Source organism: Mesorhizobium sp. M1050, assembly GCF_040318715.1.
Taxonomy (GTDB): Bacteria; Pseudomonadota; Alphaproteobacteria; order Rhizobiales; family Rhizobiaceae; genus Mesorhizobium.
This window is the reverse complement of sequence record NZ_JAMYMV010000002.1, coordinates 18,548-38,655: the sequence shown is the minus strand read 5'-3', so window position 1 is coordinate 38,655 and position 20,108 is coordinate 18,548. Positions and strand designations below refer to the sequence as shown.

Below are 20,108 nucleotides of genomic sequence, written 5' to 3'. Positions count from 1 at the left end.
ACTTGTGATCCTCACATCAATCGGGCATTTGTGCGGCGTATGCGTCAGGGGCTTGGCGCGCTTGGTCGGGAACAGGGATAAAATGGTCGTTTCGCTCTCACGCCGTGGCAATGTCGAGCCCTTCCATGCCATGGACATTCTGGCCGAGGCAAACCGGCTGAAGGCAGCAGGCGTGCCGGTTGTTTCGATGGCCGTCGGCCAGCCTTCCGATCCCGCACCGGTTCTGGTTCGCGCGGCCGCGGCCAAGGCCTTGCAGGACGGACGCATCGGCTACACCGACGCGCTGGGACTGGCAGGTTTGCGCAAGGCGATTGCCGAACACTATGCCGATCACTACGGGCTCGATATCGAGCCCGGCCGGATCGCCGTGACCACGGGATCGTCGGCCGCCTTCAACCTCGCTTTCCTGGCGATGTTCGATCCGGGCGATCGCGTCGCCATCGCGGCTCCCGGCTATCCTGCCTATCGCAACATCATGGCAGCACTCGGCATCGAGGTGGTCGAGATCGAACTCGGCGACGCCGCTTACCTGCATGCCGGCCACCTGGAAACGGCGCATCGCGAGAAACCGCTGAAAGGCGTTCTGTTCGCCAGTCCGGCCAATCCGACCGGCGCGGTCATACCGGCCGATGACCTGGCGGCTCTGGTGAGGACGGCACAAGAACTCGGTATCGCCGTCATCTCGGACGAGATCTACCACCGGCTGGCCTACGCCGCCCCCGACACCACGGCGCTCGCCTATGGGGATAGCGTGACGGTGATCAATTCCTTCTCCAAATACTACTGCATGACCGGCTGGCGCATCGGTTGGATGGTGCTGCCCGAAGATCTGGTGCGACCGGTCGAGCGTGTCGCCCAGAGCCTCTACATCTCGCCGCCGGAACTTTCGCAGATAGCAGCGATCGAAGCGTTCAAGGCGATCGAGGAGCTGGAAGCGGTGAAAGCCCGCTACGCCTGGAATCGCGAGCTGTTGATGAAACGCCTGCCGGAGCTCGGCTTTCCGCTGGCGGCACCCATGGACGGCGCCTTCTATGCCTTTTGCGATGTCACCCGGCATACCAATGACAGCATGGCCTTCGCGCGAAAGATGCTGGCTGAGGCGCATGTCGCGGCAACCCCCGGCCGCGACTTCGATACCCAGGCGGGACATCGAACCATGCGCTTTTCCTATGCCGGCAGCCACGACGACATGGTCGAAGCGATGGCGCGCATTGAACGCTGGTTGAGGTAGCGCCATGCCGGAGCTCGGACAGGCTACGAAACTTGATCAGGCATTGGCCGAAGTCGCCGCTGAAATGGCGGAACGCACCGATCGTGGCGACGTCGCGTCCTATATTCCGCAACTGGGCAAGGTCGATCCGAAGAAGTTCGGCATCGCGGCTGTCACCAATGACGGCCGCATGCTGATGGCGGGCGATGCCGAACAGGCCTTTTCGATCCAGAGCATCTCGAAAGTGTTCACCCTGACATTGGCGCTCGGCAATGTCGGCGACGCGCTGTGGCAGCGGGTCGGGCGCGAGCCTTCGGGCAATCCATTCAACTCGATCGTCCAACTCGAGCACGAGAACGGCATTCCGCGCAATCCGTTCATCAATGCCGGCGCCATCGTCATTTCCGACATCCTGCTCGCCGGCCACGAGCCGCGCGAAGCGATCGGCGAAATCCTGCGCTTCGTCCAGTTCCTCGCCGATGACGAAACGATCATCATCGACCGCGAGGTCGCCGCGTCCGAACGCGCCACCGGCTATCGTAACTTCGCGCTCGCCAACTACATGAAATCCTTCGGCAATCTCCACCATGCGCCGGAGCTGGCGCTGGGCGTCTATTTCCATCATTGCGCCATCGCCATGAGCTGCCGGCAACTGGCGCTGGCCGGCCGCTTCCTGGCCAATGGCGGCAAGAATCCGGCGACCGGGCATTCCGTGGTGTCGGCCGAGCGGGCGCGACGCATCGGCGCCATGATGCTAACCTGTGGCCACTATGACGGCTCCGGTGACTTCGCCTTCCGCGTCGGCATTCCCGGCAAGAGCGGCGTCGGCGGCGGCATATTGGGCATCGTGCCTGGCGTGGCGTCGCTTGCCGTCTGGTCGCCCGGTCTCAACGCCAACGGCAATTCCAAGCTGGGATCGATCGCGCTGGAAAAGTTGGCCAGGATGATGAACTGGTCGATCTTCGCGCCTTGATGCGTGTCGCCCAAAAGTGCGCAGCAGTTTTGGGACAACGACATGCGTAGAATCAAAGAAGCGCTTTAGCATCTCGCGGCGGATCGGAACGCCAGATGTGAAAAATTCGGTAGTGGGTCAGTTCGGAATCTTGGATTTGCCGGCGAGTGCCCACAGCGCCTGCCGCGGCACCGTCTAACCCGAACGACATATATCGTTCGATCAGTTCCGGGCCATTGACCATAATACTATCGAACGGAGAATGGCCCCCTTCGCTGGAAGGGTCTCATATAGTTCTTTGCGGCATCAGGCCGTGCCTCTGCCTCTCACGTGCCTCTGCCTCAGAAAAAAATGCGGCCTCTCAAAAAAGATGCGTCGCCTTTAGGCTTCTCAGTGGAGGAAGAGATGAAAGCGCTCCTTACTTTCGCGGCGGCTTTGGCACTCGCGCTCGCAGCGTCCGCTCCCGCGTCTGCCGTGAAGAATGGATTTGACAGCGATACGTCAACCACATCCGGACAGGGAAATGGCGGAAAAACAAATGACAGCGCCAACCCGGACAACAGTGGCACGACGACAACGACCACCACGACTTCAGGACCGCATGGTCAGGTGAAGCAGGGCGAGACCGACTGTAATAACTGCTCAACGACGACCACGTCGGACCTGCCGGGCAAGAACAGATAGGCCAATGAGGAACCAGGGGCGGGAAAGCCGCCCCTGGCTACCAAAAATCCCGCGCCGTCTTTCGAACAGCGCGGGATTTATTTGTCATAAAATCACTTCAAGCGACTGAAAGATTTAGAAAAACCCTTTTCGCTGCCACCAGCCTGCACGCTTCGGCTTGTCCTCGGTTTTCGCGGCCGCTTCTTCGGCTACGGTCGACGACACCACCGGCACGACCGGCGCATTGACGGCGGCCGGCTTGCGCCGCGACGGGCGGGCCTTCGGCGCCTGCTCGACGGCAATTGCCTCGTCTGACGCAGTGGCCGGCGTCTCGACCGGTGCTTCCGCTTCGACAGCCGGCTCCTCGGCGACGACCTCTGCCGCGGCCTTCTTCGGCTTGGCGGCACGTCGTGGCTTCTTCGGCTTCTCGGTGCTGGGCGCGTCGTCATTGGCCGGAGCAAGCGCCGCCGGCTCTTCGACCGGTGCGGCGACCAGAGGTTCGCTGGCGATCGCCTCGGTTACCGAGACTTCGCCTTCAGACGCGTCGGCAGTTTCGCCAGTGCTTGCCTCGGCCTCGCCTTCGCCGTCTTCACGGCGGTTGCGCTTGCCGCCGCGCTTGCCGCGCCGCCGCTTCTTGCCTTGGCCTTCATCCGAAGTTTCAGCCGTTTCGGCAACCCCGAGAGTGGCATTGTCGTCCGCTTCCGCGTCGCTATCGCTGGCGGCGGATTCTGGGAACTCGCCGGCTGGGGCGGAAATGACAGCGCCGTCCGTTGGCGCGCCATGTTCGCGGTCGCGATCCTTGCCGCCGCGACGTCTGCGGCGCTTGCGACGCTTGCGGTCACGGCCTTCGCCTTCCTCACCGCCGGCAGCGGGTCGGGGTTGTTGCTGCGGCTGCGGGCGTGGCTGTTCGGCCTGCACCGGCGCCTCATCGTCTTCCTCGACGACGACAATCTCGTCCTCGGGCTCTTCCGGCTCGACATAGGCCGGGAAGCTGCGCGCCTCGACAAAGCCTTCCGGCTTCTCGGCCAGCGCGCCGCGGAAGATCGCATAGTGCTGCGCGCCGACGGAGTCGTCGGCCTCGATGGTGATCGTCAGCCCAAAGCGGCTTTCGAGTTCCACAAGCGTGCCGCGCTTGTGGTTGAGCACGTAGAGCGCGGTCGCCGCCGGTGTCCGCACGGTGATGTGGCTGCGCGAATCCTTGAGCAGGAACTCCTCGATTGCCCGCACCACCATCAGCGCTACCGACGAATCGGACCTCACATGGCCGGTGCCGCCGCAATGCGGGCAGGGCTTCATGGTCGATTCCAGCACGCTGGCGCGGATGCGCTGGCGTGACATCTCCATCAGACCGAAATGCGAGATACGGCCGACCTGGATGCGCGCGCGATCGTTCTTGAGGTGATCCTTCAGCCGCTTCTCGACGGAGCGGTTGTTGCGGTTCTCCTCCATGTCGATGAAGTCGATGACGATCAGGCCGGCGAGATCGCGCAGCCTGAGCTGGCGTGCGACTTCCTCGGCGGCCTCCAGATTGGTGTGGAGCGCGGTGTCCTCGATCGAGTGCTCCTTGGTGGAGCGGCCCGAATTGACGTCGATGGCAACCAGCGCCTCGGTCTGGTTGATGATGATGTAGCCGCCGCTCTTCAGCGTCACCTGCGGCTGCAGCATGCGGTCGAGTTGCGCCTCGATGCCGTTGCGCACGAAGATCGGCGTCGTGTCGCGGAAAGGCTGAACCACCTTGGCGTGGCTCGGCATCAGCATGCGCATGAAGTCCTTGGCCTCGCGATAGCCTTCCTCGCCGGAGACAAGAATCTCGTCGATATCCTTGTTGTAGAGGTCGCGCACCGAACGCTTGATCAGACTGCCTTCCTCATAGACCAGGGCAGGCGCCGTTGACTGCAAGGTGAGGCTGCGGACATTTTCCCAAAGCCGCATCAGATATTCGTAATCGCGCTTGATCTCCGCCTTGGTGCGGCTCTCGCCGGCGGTGCGCAGGATGACGCCCATGCCCTGCGGCACTTCGAGATCGGCAACGACCTCCTTGAGGCGCTTGCGGTCGACCGCGCTGGTGATCTTGCGCGAAATGCCGCCGCCGCGCGCCGTGTTCGGCATCAGCACCGAATAGCGGCCGGCAAGCGAAAGATAGGTGGTCAGCGCCGCGCCCTTGTTGCCGCGCTCTTCCTTGACGACTTGCACAAGCAGGATCTGCCGGCGCTTGATCACTTCCTGGATCTTGTACTGGCGGCGCACCGGCTTGCGCCGGTTGCGCACTTCTTCCAGCGCATCCTCGGCACCGACCGATTCGATCTCATGATCATCCGGATGCGAGGACTGCACTTCTTCCAGCATGCCGCGATCACTGTCGCCTGACGTAGCTTCGCTGTTTTGTTCGGCCTGCGGGACGGATTCGGAAATCACATCGGCTTCGACGGAGGCTGCGATCGATGTCGGACCGCCTTCGCGGGTTTCGCCTTCGTCCTGCTCAGCTTCTTCATGTCCGGACGCATCGGCATGTTCCGACGTATCGGCCGCATGTTCGATGATCTCGGAGGTGTGGGAGATGTCCTCGACAACAGCGTCGGCGCCATTGTCGTTATCTTCGCTTGCCCCGGCAGCTTCGCTTGCCTCGCCGGATTCGGCTGCATCGCGCTTGTGCTCACCACGGTCGCGTGTCTTGCCGCCGCGCCGACGGCCGCGCCGTCCACGATCGCGGCTCTGGCGATCTTCGCCATCGCCGTCCTCATTCTCCTCGTCCTCGGCCTCCTGCGCTTCCGCGCGCAGCAGTGCCTGACGATCGGCGACCGGAATCTGGTAGTAGTCGGGGTGAATTTCACTAAAGGCGAGAAAACCGTGACGGTTCCCGCCATATTCGACAAAGGCTGCCTGAAGGGAGGGCTCTACGCGCGTTACGCGGGCTAGGTAGATGTTTCCTTTAAGCTGCTTCTTGTCCTGGGATTCAAAGTCGAATTCTTCAATACGGTTACCGCGAACGACGACAACGCGTGTTTCCTCCGGGTGGGAGGCGTCTATCAGCATTTTGTTGGGCATTATTTCGTTTCCCCCCGGCAGCCGTCAGCCGCAGCTTGCGAGGCAATGCCTGCTGCTGCGTGTCTGGAGTGTGGGTGCCGGATATCTTAACGTCCGCCGGCCGCCGCTTGAGCGCCATGGCGGTGCCGCCCGCAGCCATACTGGCGCGGTTTGATGCGGACCTTTCCATGATTGCGCTTGAAGCCATCGTCACCAGCAGAACCTTTTGAACCAAAGCCCGGACGAACCGGACCAGCTTGTTTGCTCATACAGAGCCGGCACGGGAACAAACCCGGCCGTTTTCCTCACGCAGGCGATTCCCCCGCCACGGGCGCACACCTGCGAAATTCGTCGCGATCACCTGGAGCCTTTTCGCGTGAAGCGAAAGGAGCCGCCTTTTTCATCTGACCCTGTAGCAGGAAGCTGCGGAGGAGGGCGGTTCCAGGATTGCAGTGATCCACCATCGCTTTTATGATTTGGCGGGGTGGAAGGCAACCCCGATTTCCGATGCCGGCAAAAAGCAGTTCCGTTGCGTAAGTCTGGTTCGACCCTTGCATGAAAAGGCTTGGTTAACCTTCTCTGGATACCAATCGTTAATCGAGTTCGCGGCCTAACCGGCACTTCGACGAAACGACCAGGCGCCTGGCGCCAAACCGGGAGCGACTGGACGAAAGATGGGACCGGCAGACTTCACAGACAAGGGATGTCGTGTCGGCAGCCGGATTCTGGCCACTTTCTGTTTCTTGCTGCTGCTGACGATCTCGTCTGCCTTTTCCTCGATTGCCCAAGCCGCCGACGCTCCGGCCGTGGCAAAAGGCTACAAGATGGCGGGCAACGCCACCAAGATGCGGATCGTCATGGATTTCGACCGCGAGCCCGATATCAAATGGTTCCTGCTGCGCGGTCCCAACCGCCTTGTCATCGACCTAGCGAATACGAGATTCGCCATTGACGCCAAGGATTTGAAGCCACGCGGCCTGGTCAAGGGCGTACGTCTGGGCGATCTCGGGAAGGGCGTTTCGCGGCTGATCGTCACCGGCAAGGGGCCCTTCGCCGTCGACAAGCTCGATGTGCTCAAGAACGAGGACGGAACCGGCTACCGCATTGCCATCGACATGTCGGCGGCTTCCGAGCGCGAATTCGATGCCGCACTTGCCAATCAGGCGCTGACTACCGGATCGACGGTTTCGACCGACAAGGGCGAGCGGGTCGGCACTGGACCGGTCTCCAATCCGGGCCATCGCTTCACCATCGTCATCGATCCAGGTCATGGCGGCATCGACGGCGGCGCCGAGGGCCTGAACGGCACCATCGAGAAAAACGTGACGTTGGCCTTCGCCACGGAGTTGCGCGACAAACTAGCCGCCGTCGGCAATTACGATGTGTTCATGACGCGCGACACCGACGAATTCCTGCGTCTGGACGATCGCGTGCGCATTGCCCGCCAGCACGAGGCCGACCTCCTCATTTCCATCCATGCCGACACAATCAGCGTCAAGGGCATCCGCGGCGCCACTGTCTACACCGTCTCCGACAAGGCTTCCGATCCCGAGGCGCAGGCGCTTGCCGACCGTGAGAACCTCTCCGACCAGTTCGCCGGCATGGAGATCAAGAACGACAGCAAGGAAGTCACCGACATCCTGATCGACCTGATCCGTCGCGAAACGCACAATTTCTCGATGAGTTTCGCTCACACGCTGGTCGGCCAGCTGTCGACCAGCGTCGGGCTCATAAACAATCCGCAGCGTTCGGCGGGCTTCAAGGTGCTGAAGGCACCCGATGTGCCGTCCGTGCTGGTTGAACTCGGTTACCTCTCGAACGCCAAGGACGAGGCCCAGCTGCTCAACGCCGACTGGCGCGGCAAGGCGGCCCAGAGCATAACCAACGCCGTAGCGCTTTTCGCTTCAGCCAAAGCCGGAGCAAGGGCCGGAGGCTGACATGTCCGGCGGCTCTGCAACCAGAGGCGGCGTGGCGCCACGACAACACCGGTGCTTTTATTTCCGGCTCGGGGCCGCGAAATCCGGCATTGCCGTATTTTGCCCACATGGTGGCGACAAGGGTTTTCGATTACGGATTGGGACCGGCTCGAATGCTTGCGCGAAAGGCGGCTTCGTTTAGGAAATTCCCGAACCAAGGACTGGAGCGGGTATGATTCGTCTTATTGGCTATTTTTTCGGCATCGGCACGACGCTGGCCCTTCTGGTCGCGGCGGGCGTTGCGATCTACATTGGCCACTTGTCGAAGGATCTGCCCGACTACGAGGTGCTGGCCAAATACGAGCCGCCGGTGACCACCCGCATCCATTCGTCGGATGGTGCGCTGATGGCCGAATATGCCCGCGAACGGCGCCTGTATCTGCCCATCCAGGCCATACCGGATCGCGTCAAGGCGGCCTTCCTGTCCGCGGAAGACAAGAACTTCTACAATCACCCCGGCATCGACGTGACCGGTCTCGGCCGGGCCATCATCGTCAACCTGCAGAATCTCGGCTCCGGCAGGCGCCAGGTCGGCGCCTCGACGATCACCCAGCAGGTGGCGAAGAACTTCCTGTTGTCCTCGGACCAGACCTACGAGCGCAAGATCAAGGAGATGATCCTCGCCTTCCGCATCGAGCAGGCCTATCCCAAAGACCGCATTCTCGAACTCTACCTGAACGAAATCTTCTTCGGCTTCGGCGCCTACGGCGTCGCCGGTGCGGCGCTGACCTATTTCGACAAGTCGGTCAACGAGCTCAGCGTGGCCGAGGCCGCCTATCTGGCATCCCTGCCGAAGGGTCCGAACAATTATCACCCCTTCAAGCATACCGATCGCGCGCTGGAGCGCCGCAACTGGGTCATCGACCAGATGGTCGAGAATGGCTATGTCACGCGTGAGGAAGGTGCCAAGGCCAAGGCCGAGCCGCTGGGCGTGACGCCGCGCCGGAACGGCAACTATCTGTTTGCCGGCGAGTACTTCACCGAAGAGGTGCGCCGCCAGATCATTGCCCGTTACGGCGAGAATGCGCTCTACGAGGGCGGCCTTTCCGTCCGCACCACCCTTGATCCGAAGATCCAGCTCATTGCCCGCAAGTCGATGCAGAACGGGTTGATGAAATATGACACCCTGCGCGGTTATCGCGGGCCGGTGACGTCAATCGACGTGTCCGGCGACTGGGGCGTGCCGCTGGGCAGCGTCAAGGGGCTGGAGGATGTTCCGGAATGGTCGCTCGCCGTCGTGCTCGACAGTTCGGCGACCGGTCTGTCGATCGGCCTTCAGCCAGCGCGCCAGGCGTCGGGCGAGATCGCCAAGGAACGCGTCGAAGGCACCGTCAGCAAGGAGGACATGGGTTTTGCCATGCGCCATGTGGTCGACGGCAAGACCGTCAAGGCCAAGTCGCCGGCAGAGGTGTTGAAACCGGGCGACGTCATCTTCGTGCAGAAGAACGATGGCTCCGATAGCGCCTACAGCCTGCGCCAGGTCCCCGAAGTGGAAGGCGGCCTGATCGCCATGGATCCGCATACCGGCCGGGTGCTGGCCATGGTCGGCGGCTTCTCCTACGCTCAGTCCGAATTCAACCGCGCGACGCAAGCCATGCGCCAGCCGGGCTCCTCGTTCAAGCCGATCGTCTATTCGGCGGCTCTCGACAATGGCTATACGCCGGCCTCGGTGATCATGGACGGACCGATCACCATCCAGAGCGGCAACACGACCTGGACGCCGAAGAACTACGACGGCACCGTCGCGGGCCCGGCGACCCTGCGCTCCGGCATCGAGAAGTCGCGCAATCTCATGACGGTGCGGCTTGCCAATGACATGGGCATGAAGCTGGTCGTCGAATATGCCGAGCGCTTTGGTGTCTACGACCATCTGGCCCCCTATCTGCCGATGGCGCTGGGCTCCGGCGAAACGACCGTGATGCGTATGGTGTCGGCCTATTCGATCATGGCTAATGGCGGCAAGTCGATCAAACCGTCGCTCATCGACCGCATCCAGGACCGCTACGGCAAGACGGTGTTCAAGCAGGACGAACGTGGCTGCCAGGGGTGCAATGCGACCGAATGGCAGAACCAGCCCGAGCCGGAACTGGTCGACAACTCCGAGCAGGTGCTCGATCCGATGACCGCCTACCAGATCACCTCGATGATGGAAGGCGTCGTGCAGCGTGGCACCGGCGCCACCATCGGCGAACTCGGCCGCCACATCGCCGGCAAGACCGGAACGACCAACGACGAGAAGGACGCCTGGTTCATCGGTTACACGCCCAATCTCGTCGTCGGTCTCTACATGGGCTACGACACGCCGCGCGGCCTTGGTCATGGCGCCACCGGCGGTGGTCTTGCAGCACCTATCTTCAAGGACTTCATGCGGGTGGCGCTGGATGGCACGCCCAATGTCGACTTCAAGGTTCCGGACGGCATGAGTCTGGTCGCCATCAATCGCAAGACCGGCATGCGCGCCGCAGCGGGTGATCCCGGCACCATCACGGAAGCCTTCAAGCCGGGTACCGGTCCTGCTGACAGCTATTGGGTGATCGGCATGGGCGCCGACGGCTCAAATGCCACAGGTGGCGCGCTGTCGCCACAGGCCAATCAAGCCATCCAGTCCGGCGGCGGCGGCCTCTACTGACGACTTTCATGGGCGGGTGGGCTGGCCTTGCGCCAGCCCATTTTGCTTTACAGCCGGCGGCGGCCTCCCTATGTATCGCGCCGACCGATTTCAGCAAACACAGGACAGAACAGCCAGCCATGCGCGCGGAAACGCAGAATATTGTCGACGAGATCAGGCAGGCGATCACCCTGCTGAGGAGGCATCTTTGACTGGGATCAGGCCATAAAACGGCTTGAATACCTCAATGTGCGCGCCGAGGACGCCAGTCTCTGGAACGAACCGCTGGAAGCGCAGAAACTGATGCGCGAACGTCAGAGCCTCGAAGAAGGCATCGCCTCGGTGAGAGGGCTGACGCAGGCGCTGGAAGACAATATCGGCCTGATCGAACTCGGCGAGGAAGAGGGCGACGAGGGCGTGATCGCCGAAGCCGAAGCCGCGCTCCGTTCGATGCAGGGCGAAGCGAAGGCCCGCCAGGTTGAGACGCTGCTGTCGGGTGAAGCCGACGCCAACGACACTTATCTCGAAATCCATGCCGGCGCCGGCGGCACCGAAAGCCAGGATTGGGCGTCGATGCTGCTGCGCATGTACACGCGCTGGGCCGAGCGGCGCCGCTTCAAGGTCGAGGTCCTGGAGGTGCATGACGGCGAAGAGGCCGGCATCAAGTCCGCCACGTTGATGATCAAGGGCCACAACGCCTATGGCTGGATGAAGACCGAATCCGGTGTGCATCGGTTAGTGCGTATTTCGCCCTATGACAGCAACGCACGTCGGCATACGTCCTTCGCCAGCGTCTGGGTCTATCCGGTCATCGACGACACGATCGAGATCGACGTTTCCGAATCCGATGTTCGCATTGATACCTATCGCTCGTCCGGCTCCGGCGGCCAGCACGTCAACACCACCGACTCCGCGGTGCGCATCACCCACCTTGCGACCGGCATCGCTGTCGCCTGCCAGGCCGAACGTTCGCAACATAAGAACAAGGCCAAGGCCTGGGAAATGCTGCGCTCGCGTCTCTATGAGGAGGAGCTGAAGAAGCGCGAGGCGGTTGCAAACGCCACCGAAGCCTCGAAGAGCGATATTGGCTGGGGTCACCAGATACGCTCCTATGTGCTGCAGCCCTATCAGTTGGTGAAGGATCTTCGCACCGGCGTCGAGAGCACCAGCCCGTCGAGCGTGCTCGATGGCGACCTCGACGATTTCATGGAGGCCTCATTGTCGCAGCGCATCGAAGGCGGTGCCGGCGAAGCAGTGGCGGACCTGGACTAAGGGTATGCTCATATTCAGGTGAGGCCGGCCTGCAAACGGCGGCTCATGCGCTGCCGGTGCTGATGGACCCGAACCCTGCGCCCCAGGACGAGGAGAGAATGCCGACGGCCTGCCTCAATATCAAGAGCATGTGATCGCCAACCAGCCATAGGCTGGAACCACACGGCACCGATCCCGTTTATTCGACACCTGTTTGCCGGGAAGTTGATTTCAGCGGTCGGTAGCGGATGATTGGTTGGCATGCGCCGCGGTACTCGTGAACGCAGCAATTTCTTGCGCCGACTCACATTTGCGCTCACCATCACGGCATTGAGGGGAGACAAAAAGCATTTATGGCCGGGCGCGGCATATCTGCAAGCTGACGATCTGGCCGCTGGGAAGACACGTTCCGGGAACGGGCAAGCGAACTGCTTGATGCTCGTTTGAAAGGAACGCTTCCATGTCTGCTGCCACTTCCAGATCGGCCCATGCCGCTGAACCGGCCGGCCGACTCTTGTTTTCCCTGTTCGCAATTGCCGCAATCGCAATGCTGACGGCACCTGCCTTTGCGCATGACGCCACACCGACAGCGGCAAAGCCACTAGGCTGGAGTTACCCATTCGCATGCTGCGCCAACTATGATTGTCGTACGGCTCATACTGGCGAAGTGTTGGAAAAACCCGAGGGCTATGTCATCGCCGGCACGGGTGAGGTTGTTCCCATGAGCGACAAGCGCGTCAAGGACAGCCCTGACGGTGAGTTCCACTGGTGCGCGCATCAGGCCGGTCTCGACGCCGGCAAGACAATCTGCCTGTTCGTGCCGCCTCGCTCTTATTGACGACACGACATCCGCGGCCGCGTGTAATGGGGCAGGCTACTGACTTGCCGGAGCTTGTCTATGCCTGGGCAGCCCGGGCATTCGTGGTTCGGTGGACGCATGATGACAGACGGTTGTCAGGAGCACTTCTTTATGCTGCCTTTGCCGCATAGGTGGCGGGCAATGGAGAGGAATTCGTCGATGACCATCAAGGGAAGCTGTCATTGCAAGGCGACGACGTTTGAGGTTTCGCAGGCACCGCAGACTGTGACGCAATGCACCTGTTCGTTCTGCTCGAAACGCGGCTCGCTCTGGGCCTACTACATTCCATCGCAATTCAAGCTCACCAGCCCGATGGAGAACGTTTCTTTCTACCGATGGGGGTCGAAAACGGTAAAGCATGGGTTTTGCGCTACCTGCGGCTGCGGCACCTTCACGGAAACGCCGGACTGGTCGACGGGCGAGCCTAATTTCGAGAATCCCAAGATCAGCGTCAATTCGCGGTTGTTCGATGATTTCGATCTGGACAAGGTCGAAGTGGTGGTCATCGATGGCAAGAATCTCTGGTAGCCTAATTCAGGCCACCCCGGCGTGGCGATGCGGCGCCGTCGCCGGGGTGTGATCCCCGGAAAAGCCGTGGGCGGCGTTTTTGCCGTTCCGTTTTTCGCCGCAATTCATGGTACAAGTCGCCGGAAGGGCTGATTTGGCGCCACCGCAAGGCGTGACTTGGAGAGGGACCATCCTATGAAAAAGACTGTGCTCGTCGTCGTGGCGACGGCTGTGCTCATGAGTGCCTGCACCACCACTGATCCGTATACAGGCGACCAGAAGATTTCCAACACCGCTGCCGGTGCTGGCCTTGGCGCCCTGGCGGGTGCCAGCCTTGGCCTGCTTGCCGGCGGCAATGACCGCCGCAACGCGCTGATCGGCGCGGGCATCGGTGCGCTCGCCGGTGGTGCCATCGGCGCCACAATGGACCAGAACGAAGCCGAACTGCGCCGGCAACTCGAGGGTACCGGCGTCAGCGTCACCCGTAGCGGCGACCAGATCATCCTCAACATGCCCTCCGATATCACCTTCAATACGGATCAGGACGCAGTGAAGCCCGGCTTCTACCAGGTGCTGAATTCGGTCGCATTGGTGCTGAAGAAGTTCAAGCAGACCACGGTCGATGTGTTCGGCCACACCGATTCGACTGGTGGGGATCAGCACAATTTCGACCTGTCCCAGCGCCGCGCCCTGGCGGTCGCCAACTATTTGTCCGGCCAGGGCGTCGATCAGCGCCGCTTCGCCGTCACCGGTTTCGGCAAGACGCGTCCGGTCGCATCGAACGCCACGGCCGAAGGCCGTGCCCAGAACCGCCGCGTCGAAATCCAGCTGTCGCCGCTTACCTGATCTGTTCGGCAAGGAATGCGAAGCGGCCCCGCGTTGGGGCCGTTTTTGTTTGGGCTGTTAAGGGCGCTCTTCGGATCAGCGCCGGAACATTAGTTTATGCTAAATAAAAACTTCCCCGCAACCACGGAAAGGAATAGCGTAATTGCCGTTCCGTAGGGGATGAGGCGGTGCAACTGGCCGCGCACTCAGCATTTTTTTCCGCCTCGGGTCTTGCACGGCCAGATGAGAAAATCTGGGAGGAATGCATGCCAAGAACAGCCAGCCTTGGGCGCTGCGGCGTCCTTGCTTTAACAGGCCTGATGAGCGCATGGTTGGGCGTCGCCACGGCGCGGGCCGAGGACGCCAACAAGGCCGACATCGATGCCTTGAAAAAGTCGCTCGCCAAATATGAAGACTACACCGCAGCCGTCCGCGATCTTTATCTGTCGACAGTCGGCTGCGTCTACTACAGCGGCGAAAAGATAGCGGGTGCGATGGATTACCCGAAAGGCGCCATGGGTATCCATTTCGTCAACGTCCCGAGTGTCGGCCAAAAACTCGACCCGATGCACCCCAATGTGCTCATTTACGAACCGACCAAGAAGGGTTTGCGCCTGGTGGGTGCGGAATGGCTGGTGCCTCTGACGCCAGACATCAAGGAACCTCCGAAGCTTTTCGGCCAAACCTTCATGGGACCGATGGAGGGGCACTATCCGCTCATCCCGCGCGAGTTCGTGCACTATGATCTTCACGCCTGGCTGACGGACAACCCGAACGGGATGTTCAGTCCGACGAACCCGAACGTGAAATGCAGTAAGGCCGAATTTCCGATGCTGGAGAAGCCGACCAAGATGATGCCTGGACCGATGTAACGGGCGAGCCAGGCTGGCTAGTGCATGTCGCCCAAACCTCGGTTATGGGACAACGACATGCATGACACAAAGACCTAAAGCGGGTCGCCTGGATCCGTTCGGACGCGACACGCTTTAGGGCGTGAATTCATAAACGGGCATGGTTGGATCAACATGTCTGCTTCCGAGGCGAAAGCGGCCATTCTCGGCTAGCCGTGTCACCACCAGCAAGCTCTTGTTCTAGATCAACCCGTCATGGAACTCTCTTCAGGGAGGATACAATGATCAAGCGAGGACGCATGTGGGTGACAAGAGCTTCATGCGTCCTTTGCCTTTTTACACTGCCCGCCCACGCGAGCAACTTAGGTGATCTTGTCAGGAATGGCGACGTCGCGGCGGTGGCTTCCGCCTTGGACAAAGGCGCCGCTGTCAACGAAATTGACGGCGTTACGGCGCTCTACATCGCCTGCGAAGGCGGAAATGTCGAGTTTGCCAAACTTCTGATCAATCGTGGCGCGGACGTCAACCTGCCCGTCAGCTGGCAAAGAACGCCACTCTACGCCGCCAACAAGGCTGGGCACGCCGAGATTGTGAAGCTGTTGCTCGACAATGGGGCCGATCCAAATCAGGTGGCGAAAGCGCAGACGCCGCTGCACGTGGCTGCCGAAAATGGCTGCCTTCAATGCGTCATTCATCTTGTGGACGCCGGGGCAGAGGTCAACGCACTGACATCGAATGGAAATCCGCCCATACATTTGGCTAAGCTCAGGGGTCACGATGACATCGTGGCCTACTTGCGCAGTCATGGCGCCGGACGACCGGCCGTTGCGCCGATTTCGGCTCGACTTGCATCGGCAAGCGCTGAATCAGGCAAGGAAATTTTCGACGGAACGTGCGGGGCTTGTCATCTTGCATCGCCGAACCTTAAGATTCCCAAACGGGTTAATCTGTGGGGCGTCGTAGGGCGGCCGAAGGCCTCACAAAGCGATGTCCCGTATTCGTCAGCTATAAAGGAAGCCGGCGGCACTTGGACCTTTGAGGACCTCAATTCTTTTATCTCAAATCCGGCATTCGCTTTGCCCGGAACAGATATGATTTTCCCGGGTCTGCAGGACGAGAAGCAGCGAGCTGACCTCATCGCTTACCTGCGGACCTTGAGTGACACACCGCTGCCGCTTCCCGACAATTGATTGCTCCTGTCTGGCGAGCACTGCAATCCGCAACCAGCGATCGGAGCCGTCAGGCATCCTGCGCGTGAGCGCACCAGTTCTGTTCGGTCCGGATTTCCTCGTACGGGTCATCGCGGATTACATGCGGACCTATCCTCGGGTCGAGGTTGACCTCCAGCTTTCCGATGGATTTGTCGATCTCGGTGCCGATCTGGCGATACGAATCGGCAAATTGCCGATTCCAGCGCAAACGGCTGCTTTTGCGCGTCCAAGAGGACGCGCAGCGCTGTCGTATCAGACCTTGGCGACGATCTTCATGAAGGCTGGCATGTCATCGCCGAAGCCGACGGTGGAGTCGTTGTCTTCCTGGTGGCGTTGGCGGGCAGGGCGGTTGCTGTCGCGCTGCGGCCTGGTGTCGCCGCGTTCCGGTGCGCGCTGCTCGTTGCGATCGGATGATTTGCGCTCGGTGTTTTCCGACCGGATCGCGTCCTTGCGCGAGCGGCGTTCGCCGATGTCGGCGACCGCGCCCTCGGCCACATCGGGCTGATCCTCGCGGACCGTTTCCGGTGCCGGTTCTTCACTGTGCCTGGCGTGGCGTTCGCGTGGTTTGCGGTCGCCCCTGTCCTTGCGTTCGTCGTCCTTGCGGCCGGCACGGCGCGGCGCGCCTTTGCCGCGGCGCGGAGCATCGTCCTCGCCTTCGCTGGCGACCACTGTCGACAGGTCGCCATCATGCCACTCGATCTTGTTGCCGATCAGCCGCTCGATGGCGTCGATGTACTTGGTGTCCGACTTGGTCGCGATGGTGAAGGATTTTCCAGAGCGCCCGGCGCGTCCGGTGCGGCCGATGCGGTGAACGTAGTCCTCGGCATGGATCGGCACATCGTAATTGAAGACGTGGCTGACATCGGGGATGTCGAGACCGCGCGCGGCGACGTCGGAGGCGACCAGGTAGCGCAGCTTGCCATCGCGGAAATTGGCCAGCATCTGCATGCGCGCGCGCTGGTCCATGTCGCCATGCAGCGCGCCGGCGTCGAAATCATACTTCAGCAGCGAGCGGAACAGTTCCGACACTTCCACCTTGCGGTTGCAGAAGATGATGGCGTTCTTCAGCTCCGCATCCTCTGCCTTGATCAAATTGCGCAAGGTCTCGCGCTTGTCCCATGGCTTGGAGCCGGACTTGACCAGGCGCTGGATGATGTTGGTCGCTGCGGACGCGGCCTTCGAGACCTCGACGCGAACCGGCGCATGCAGGAATTTTTCGGTGAGCTTGGTGATCTCCGGCGGCATCGTCGCCGAGAAGAACAGCGTCTGCCTGGTGAACGGGATCATCTCGCAAATGCGCTCGATGTCGGGGATGAAGCCCATGTCGAGCATGCGGTCCGCTTCGTCGATAACAAGGATCTCGACGCCATTGAGCAACAGCTTGCCACGCTCACGGTGATCGAGCAGGCGGCCGGGCGTCGCGATCAGCACGTCGGCGCCGCGCTCCAGCTTCTTGTCCTGTTCGTCGAACGACACGCCGCCAATCAAGAGCGCGATGTTGAGCTTGTGGTTCTTGCCGTATTTGACGAAGTTTTCCTCGACCTGCGCGGCAAGCTCACGTGTCGGCTCGAGAATGAGCGTGCGCGGCATGCGGGCACGGGCGCGGCCCTTTTCCAGTCTTGTGAGCATCGGCAGCACGAAGGATGCCGTCTTGCCGGTGCCGGTCTGGGCAATGCCCAGCACGTCCTTGCCGAGAAGCGCGTGCGGAATGGCACCAGACTGTATCGGCGTCGGCTGCGTGTAGCCGGCGTCGGTGACTGCGGAAAGAACCTTCGGCGACAGGCCTAGGTCTGAAAAGGTCAACGCTTCTGGAGCGGTCGTGGTGTCTGAGGACAATTGTTGCTGTCTTTGGCTGGTTCGGGGAAGCGCAACGGCGTCTAACGGCGTCTATCGCGGCAAGCGCCACGCGCCTGCAAGATTGGTATTGCAATTAGGAGCAAGCCCTCGATTTGTCAACAGAAACGGCCGTGATTGGCGCGATTGTGAAGTTGTAACCTTAATCGGGATGCTTAATCGAGGTGTCGGTCGCGGCGCCGGCTCAATAGCGGAACTGTTCGGCGAGAATGCGTTCGTTCCAAGAATGGTTGGGATCAAACAGCAACGTCGCCGTCGCAGTGGGCGATTCCCTGACCGTGACCGAGGTCACCGCCTTGACTTCCGTATGGTCGGCGGCGGCGTTCACAGGCCGCTTTTCCGGCTCGAGGATGTCGAAGCGCACGGTTGCCTTGTTGGAGAGCAGCGCGGCGCGCCAGCGGCGCGGGCGAAACGGGCTGACCGGGGTCAGCGCCAGCAGTGGCGCGTCGAGCGGCAGGATGGGCCCGTGCGCGGAAAGATTGTAGGCGGTGGACCCGGCCGGCGTCGCGATCATCACACCGTCGCAGCTCAGTTCCTCGAGCCGTATTTGCTCGTCGACGGTGATGCGGATCTTGGCCGTCTGATAGGATTGCCGCCACAGCGCGACTTCGTTGATCGCCAGCGCCGAAAGCGTTTCGCCTGCCGAGGTCTCGGCCATCATCTCCAGCGGGCGGATCGTTTCGGCGACCGCGGCCGCGATCCGCTCGGTGAGCCCGCCGGACCGGTACTCGTTCATCAGGAAACCGATGGTGCCACGGTTCATGCCGTAGACCTTCTTGCCGGTCCCCATCGTCTCGCGCAGCGTCTGCAGCAGGAAGCCGTCACCGCCAAGCGCGACGACGATCTCGGCATCCTCGACGGAGGATTGGCCATAGCGCGCCGAAAGGCTTTCCAGCGCCGTCTTGGCGTCGGCGGTGTCGGACGAGACGAAGGCGATGCGGCTGGCGGTTTTGCTCATGGTTCCCCGACGACGATCGGTTGGCAGCACGCTGTTGCTGGGCCGCGCCAGCGCCGGGGTAGCATGGGCGGGCCAGGTCTGCAAAGAGAGGCATTATCCCGGATGCCGTGGCTATCCTGGATGCCATGGCTATCCCGGATGCCATGGGCTATCCCGGATGGCAAGGCGACGGCAGAACGGCGGGTTGCGGACGTGCCGTTCGCGCGTCATGTCAGAGGCTGCGCGAATGTGATGGTTAAGACCGGGCTTAAGCTCTCGTAAAGCCGGACCCGTCATGTTAGCCGGGCATCGGATGGGTGGCGTGGGGCTAGCCAGTCGAGGCCGTCATATTGCCGGTAACACGCCTGATCATCGTCTTTCTGATGCTGGGAAGCTTCGCGCTCCTCTTTGCCGAATTGGTGCGCCAGTCCGAAGAGACGAGCTTCCGGCCTCAACCCACGGCGTCGCGCTGTGGTGATGCCGCCGGGGCGCCATGCCCGCAAAGGGCGCTGTAACCCGGACCTGACTTGGCGAGGCATGTCCTTCCTGGCTGGAGGCGAAAACCGGATGCCGGGTATTGAGCGGACATTCCAGCTGTTGCGCCAACGGATGCTCAGCTATGAACGCTGCCGCAGATGGCAGCCGGCTTGCCGCTTCTGCGCCAAGTACTCGTCGACAAGCTGGCGATAGCGCACCTTTCCGAAGCTCGGGAAATGGCCGCCATGCACGACCGAGACGTCGAGGTCGCGCAGGCGCAGCAAGGTGGCGATATAGTCATCGACCACAGAGTGGTAGACATCGTCGATCAGCGGGCCGTCATAGATGATGTCGCCGGATAACAGGATGCCCGTCCTGTTTTCGTAAAGCGCGATGCCGCCGGGCGAGTGGCCGGGCGTATGGATCACCTCGAAGGCGCGGTCGCCGAGATCGACGACATCGCCATGCGCGAGCAGACGACCGGCGGGTGCGGGTAGAATGCCGTAGCGTGCCGTGTCCCAGCCTTGCGGCATGCCCTCGAACATCTCGTCCGTCGCGTAGGTGCTGGCGGCGGTCCATTCGTTGCGCGGATCGGCGAGGATTTGAGCCTCGGCTGCATGCACACAGCGATCGGGAAATTCATGGTGGCAGCCGATATGGTCAAAATGGGTGTGGCTGGCGACGCAGGTCAGTTGTCGCTCGCTCACCAGCGGCACATGACGCCTGAGGCTGAAATGGCCAAGCCCGGTATCGAACAGGAGATCGCGGTCGCGGCCGCGCACGTGCCACATGTTGCAGCGGAAGAATGGCTTGATCCACGGCTCGTGGATCAGCGTGACACCGTCGGCCATGCGGATGGTCTCGTACCAGTCTGGCGCGTCGATGAGCGGAAGCGTGCCCATG

15 protein-coding genes and 1 pseudogene are annotated in these 20,108 nt (G+C 61.5%); 12 read left to right on the top strand and 4 right to left on the bottom strand.

Annotated elements, in window-relative coordinates; genetic code table 11:
• The first annotated feature begins 82 nt into the window (after window positions 1-82).
• The 3 genes from NKH57_RS01405 (at window position 83) to NKH57_RS01395 (ending at window position 2,846) form a co-directional block, all read left to right on the top strand.
• Window positions 83-1,231 (top strand): pyridoxal phosphate-dependent aminotransferase, encoded by a 1,149-nt coding sequence (locus tag NKH57_RS01405; protein WP_352941079.1) that lies wholly within the window; start codon window positions 83-85, stop codon window positions 1,229-1,231.
• Between the two features lie 4 nt (window positions 1,232-1,235).
• Window positions 1,236-2,183, top strand: coding sequence for a glutaminase (locus NKH57_RS01400; protein WP_023759385.1), 948 nt, complete (start codon window positions 1,236-1,238; stop codon window positions 2,181-2,183).
• A gap of 384 nt (window positions 2,184-2,567) precedes the next feature.
• A complete protein-coding gene (locus NKH57_RS01395) occupies window positions 2,568-2,846 on the top strand; it encodes a hypothetical protein (protein WP_156938545.1) in 279 nt (92 codons plus the stop codon).
• Window positions 2,847-2,960: 114 nt separating this feature from the next.
• Here the strand turns inward: NKH57_RS01395 and NKH57_RS01390 are convergent, their stop codons facing one another.
• Window positions 2,961-5,870: an Rne/Rng family ribonuclease gene (locus NKH57_RS01390; protein WP_352941076.1), complete on the bottom strand. Its 2,910-nt coding sequence runs from the start codon at window positions 5,868-5,870 to the stop codon at window positions 2,961-2,963.
• A 653-nt stretch (window positions 5,871-6,523) separates the two neighbouring features.
• Here NKH57_RS01390 and NKH57_RS01385 point away from each other — a divergent pair.
• From NKH57_RS01385 to NKH57_RS01345, 9 genes and pseudogenes are all read left to right on the top strand, one after another.
• Complete coding sequence (locus NKH57_RS01385; protein WP_352831048.1) at window positions 6,524-7,786, top strand: N-acetylmuramoyl-L-alanine amidase; 1,263 nt, start codon at window positions 6,524-6,526, stop codon at window positions 7,784-7,786.
• Window positions 7,787-7,997: 211 nt separating this feature from the next.
• Window positions 7,998-10,454: a penicillin-binding protein 1A gene (locus tag NKH57_RS01380; protein ID WP_352831050.1), complete on the top strand. Its 2,457-nt coding sequence runs from the start codon at window positions 7,998-8,000 to the stop codon at window positions 10,452-10,454.
• A 119-nt stretch (window positions 10,455-10,573) separates the two neighbouring features.
• A protein-coding gene (gene prfB / locus NKH57_RS01375) for a peptide chain release factor 2 (RefSeq protein ID WP_156938544.1) occupies window positions 10,574-11,705 on the top strand; the annotation gives its coding sequence in 2 pieces (ribosomal slippage) (window positions 10,574-10,639 and window positions 10,641-11,705; 1,131 coding nt in all).
• A gap of 439 nt (window positions 11,706-12,144) precedes the next feature.
• Window positions 12,145-12,522, top strand: a complete 378-nt coding sequence (locus NKH57_RS01370) for a hypothetical protein (RefSeq protein ID WP_023759378.1) — start codon at window positions 12,145-12,147, stop codon at window positions 12,520-12,522.
• Between the two features lie 180 nt (window positions 12,523-12,702).
• Window positions 12,703-13,071, top strand: a complete 369-nt coding sequence (locus NKH57_RS01365; protein ID WP_352602496.1) for a GFA family protein — start codon at window positions 12,703-12,705, stop codon at window positions 13,069-13,071.
• 174 nt (window positions 13,072-13,245) lie between these two features.
• On the top strand, window positions 13,246-13,896 hold the full coding sequence (locus NKH57_RS01360; RefSeq protein ID WP_352941070.1) for a YiaD family glycine zipper/OmpA-like lipoprotein: 651 nt from the start codon (window positions 13,246-13,248) through the stop codon (window positions 13,894-13,896).
• Between the two features lie 245 nt (window positions 13,897-14,141).
• On the top strand, window positions 14,142-14,747 hold the full coding sequence (locus tag NKH57_RS01355; RefSeq protein WP_023759375.1) for a hypothetical protein: 606 nt from the start codon (window positions 14,142-14,144) through the stop codon (window positions 14,745-14,747).
• Window positions 14,748-15,007: 260 nt separating this feature from the next.
• Window positions 15,008-15,916 carry an ankyrin repeat domain-containing protein gene (locus NKH57_RS01350; RefSeq protein ID WP_352941067.1) on the top strand — a complete coding sequence of 303 codons (909 nt, stop codon included), beginning with the start codon at window positions 15,008-15,010 and terminating at the stop codon, window positions 15,914-15,916.
• Window positions 15,885-16,124, top strand: a pseudogene (locus NKH57_RS01345) (LysR substrate-binding domain-containing protein); the annotation flags it as partial. The gene NKH57_RS01350 and the pseudogene NKH57_RS01345, both read left to right, overlap by 32 nt.
• A gap of 65 nt (window positions 16,125-16,189) precedes the next feature.
• Here NKH57_RS01345 and NKH57_RS01340 read toward each other — a convergent pair.
• The 3 genes from NKH57_RS01340 to NKH57_RS01330 all read right to left on the bottom strand — a co-directional run bounded on the left by NKH57_RS01340 (window position 16,190) and on the right by NKH57_RS01330 (window position 20,107).
• Window positions 16,190-17,773 carry a DEAD/DEAH box helicase gene (locus tag NKH57_RS01340; RefSeq protein ID WP_031260221.1) on the bottom strand — a complete coding sequence of 528 codons (1,584 nt, stop codon included), beginning with the start codon at window positions 17,771-17,773 and terminating at the stop codon, window positions 16,190-16,192.
• Between the two features lie 202 nt (window positions 17,774-17,975).
• Window positions 17,976-18,749 (bottom strand): NAD kinase, encoded by a 774-nt coding sequence (locus tag NKH57_RS01335; protein ID WP_352941065.1) that lies wholly within the window; start codon window positions 18,747-18,749, stop codon window positions 17,976-17,978.
• 596 nt (window positions 18,750-19,345) lie between these two features.
• The gene (locus NKH57_RS01330; RefSeq protein WP_352941063.1) at window positions 19,346-20,107 is read right to left on the bottom strand and encodes an MBL fold metallo-hydrolase; all 762 of its coding nucleotides are present in this window, start codon (window positions 20,105-20,107) and stop codon (window positions 19,346-19,348) included.
• Window position 20,108: the final 1 nt, after the last annotated feature.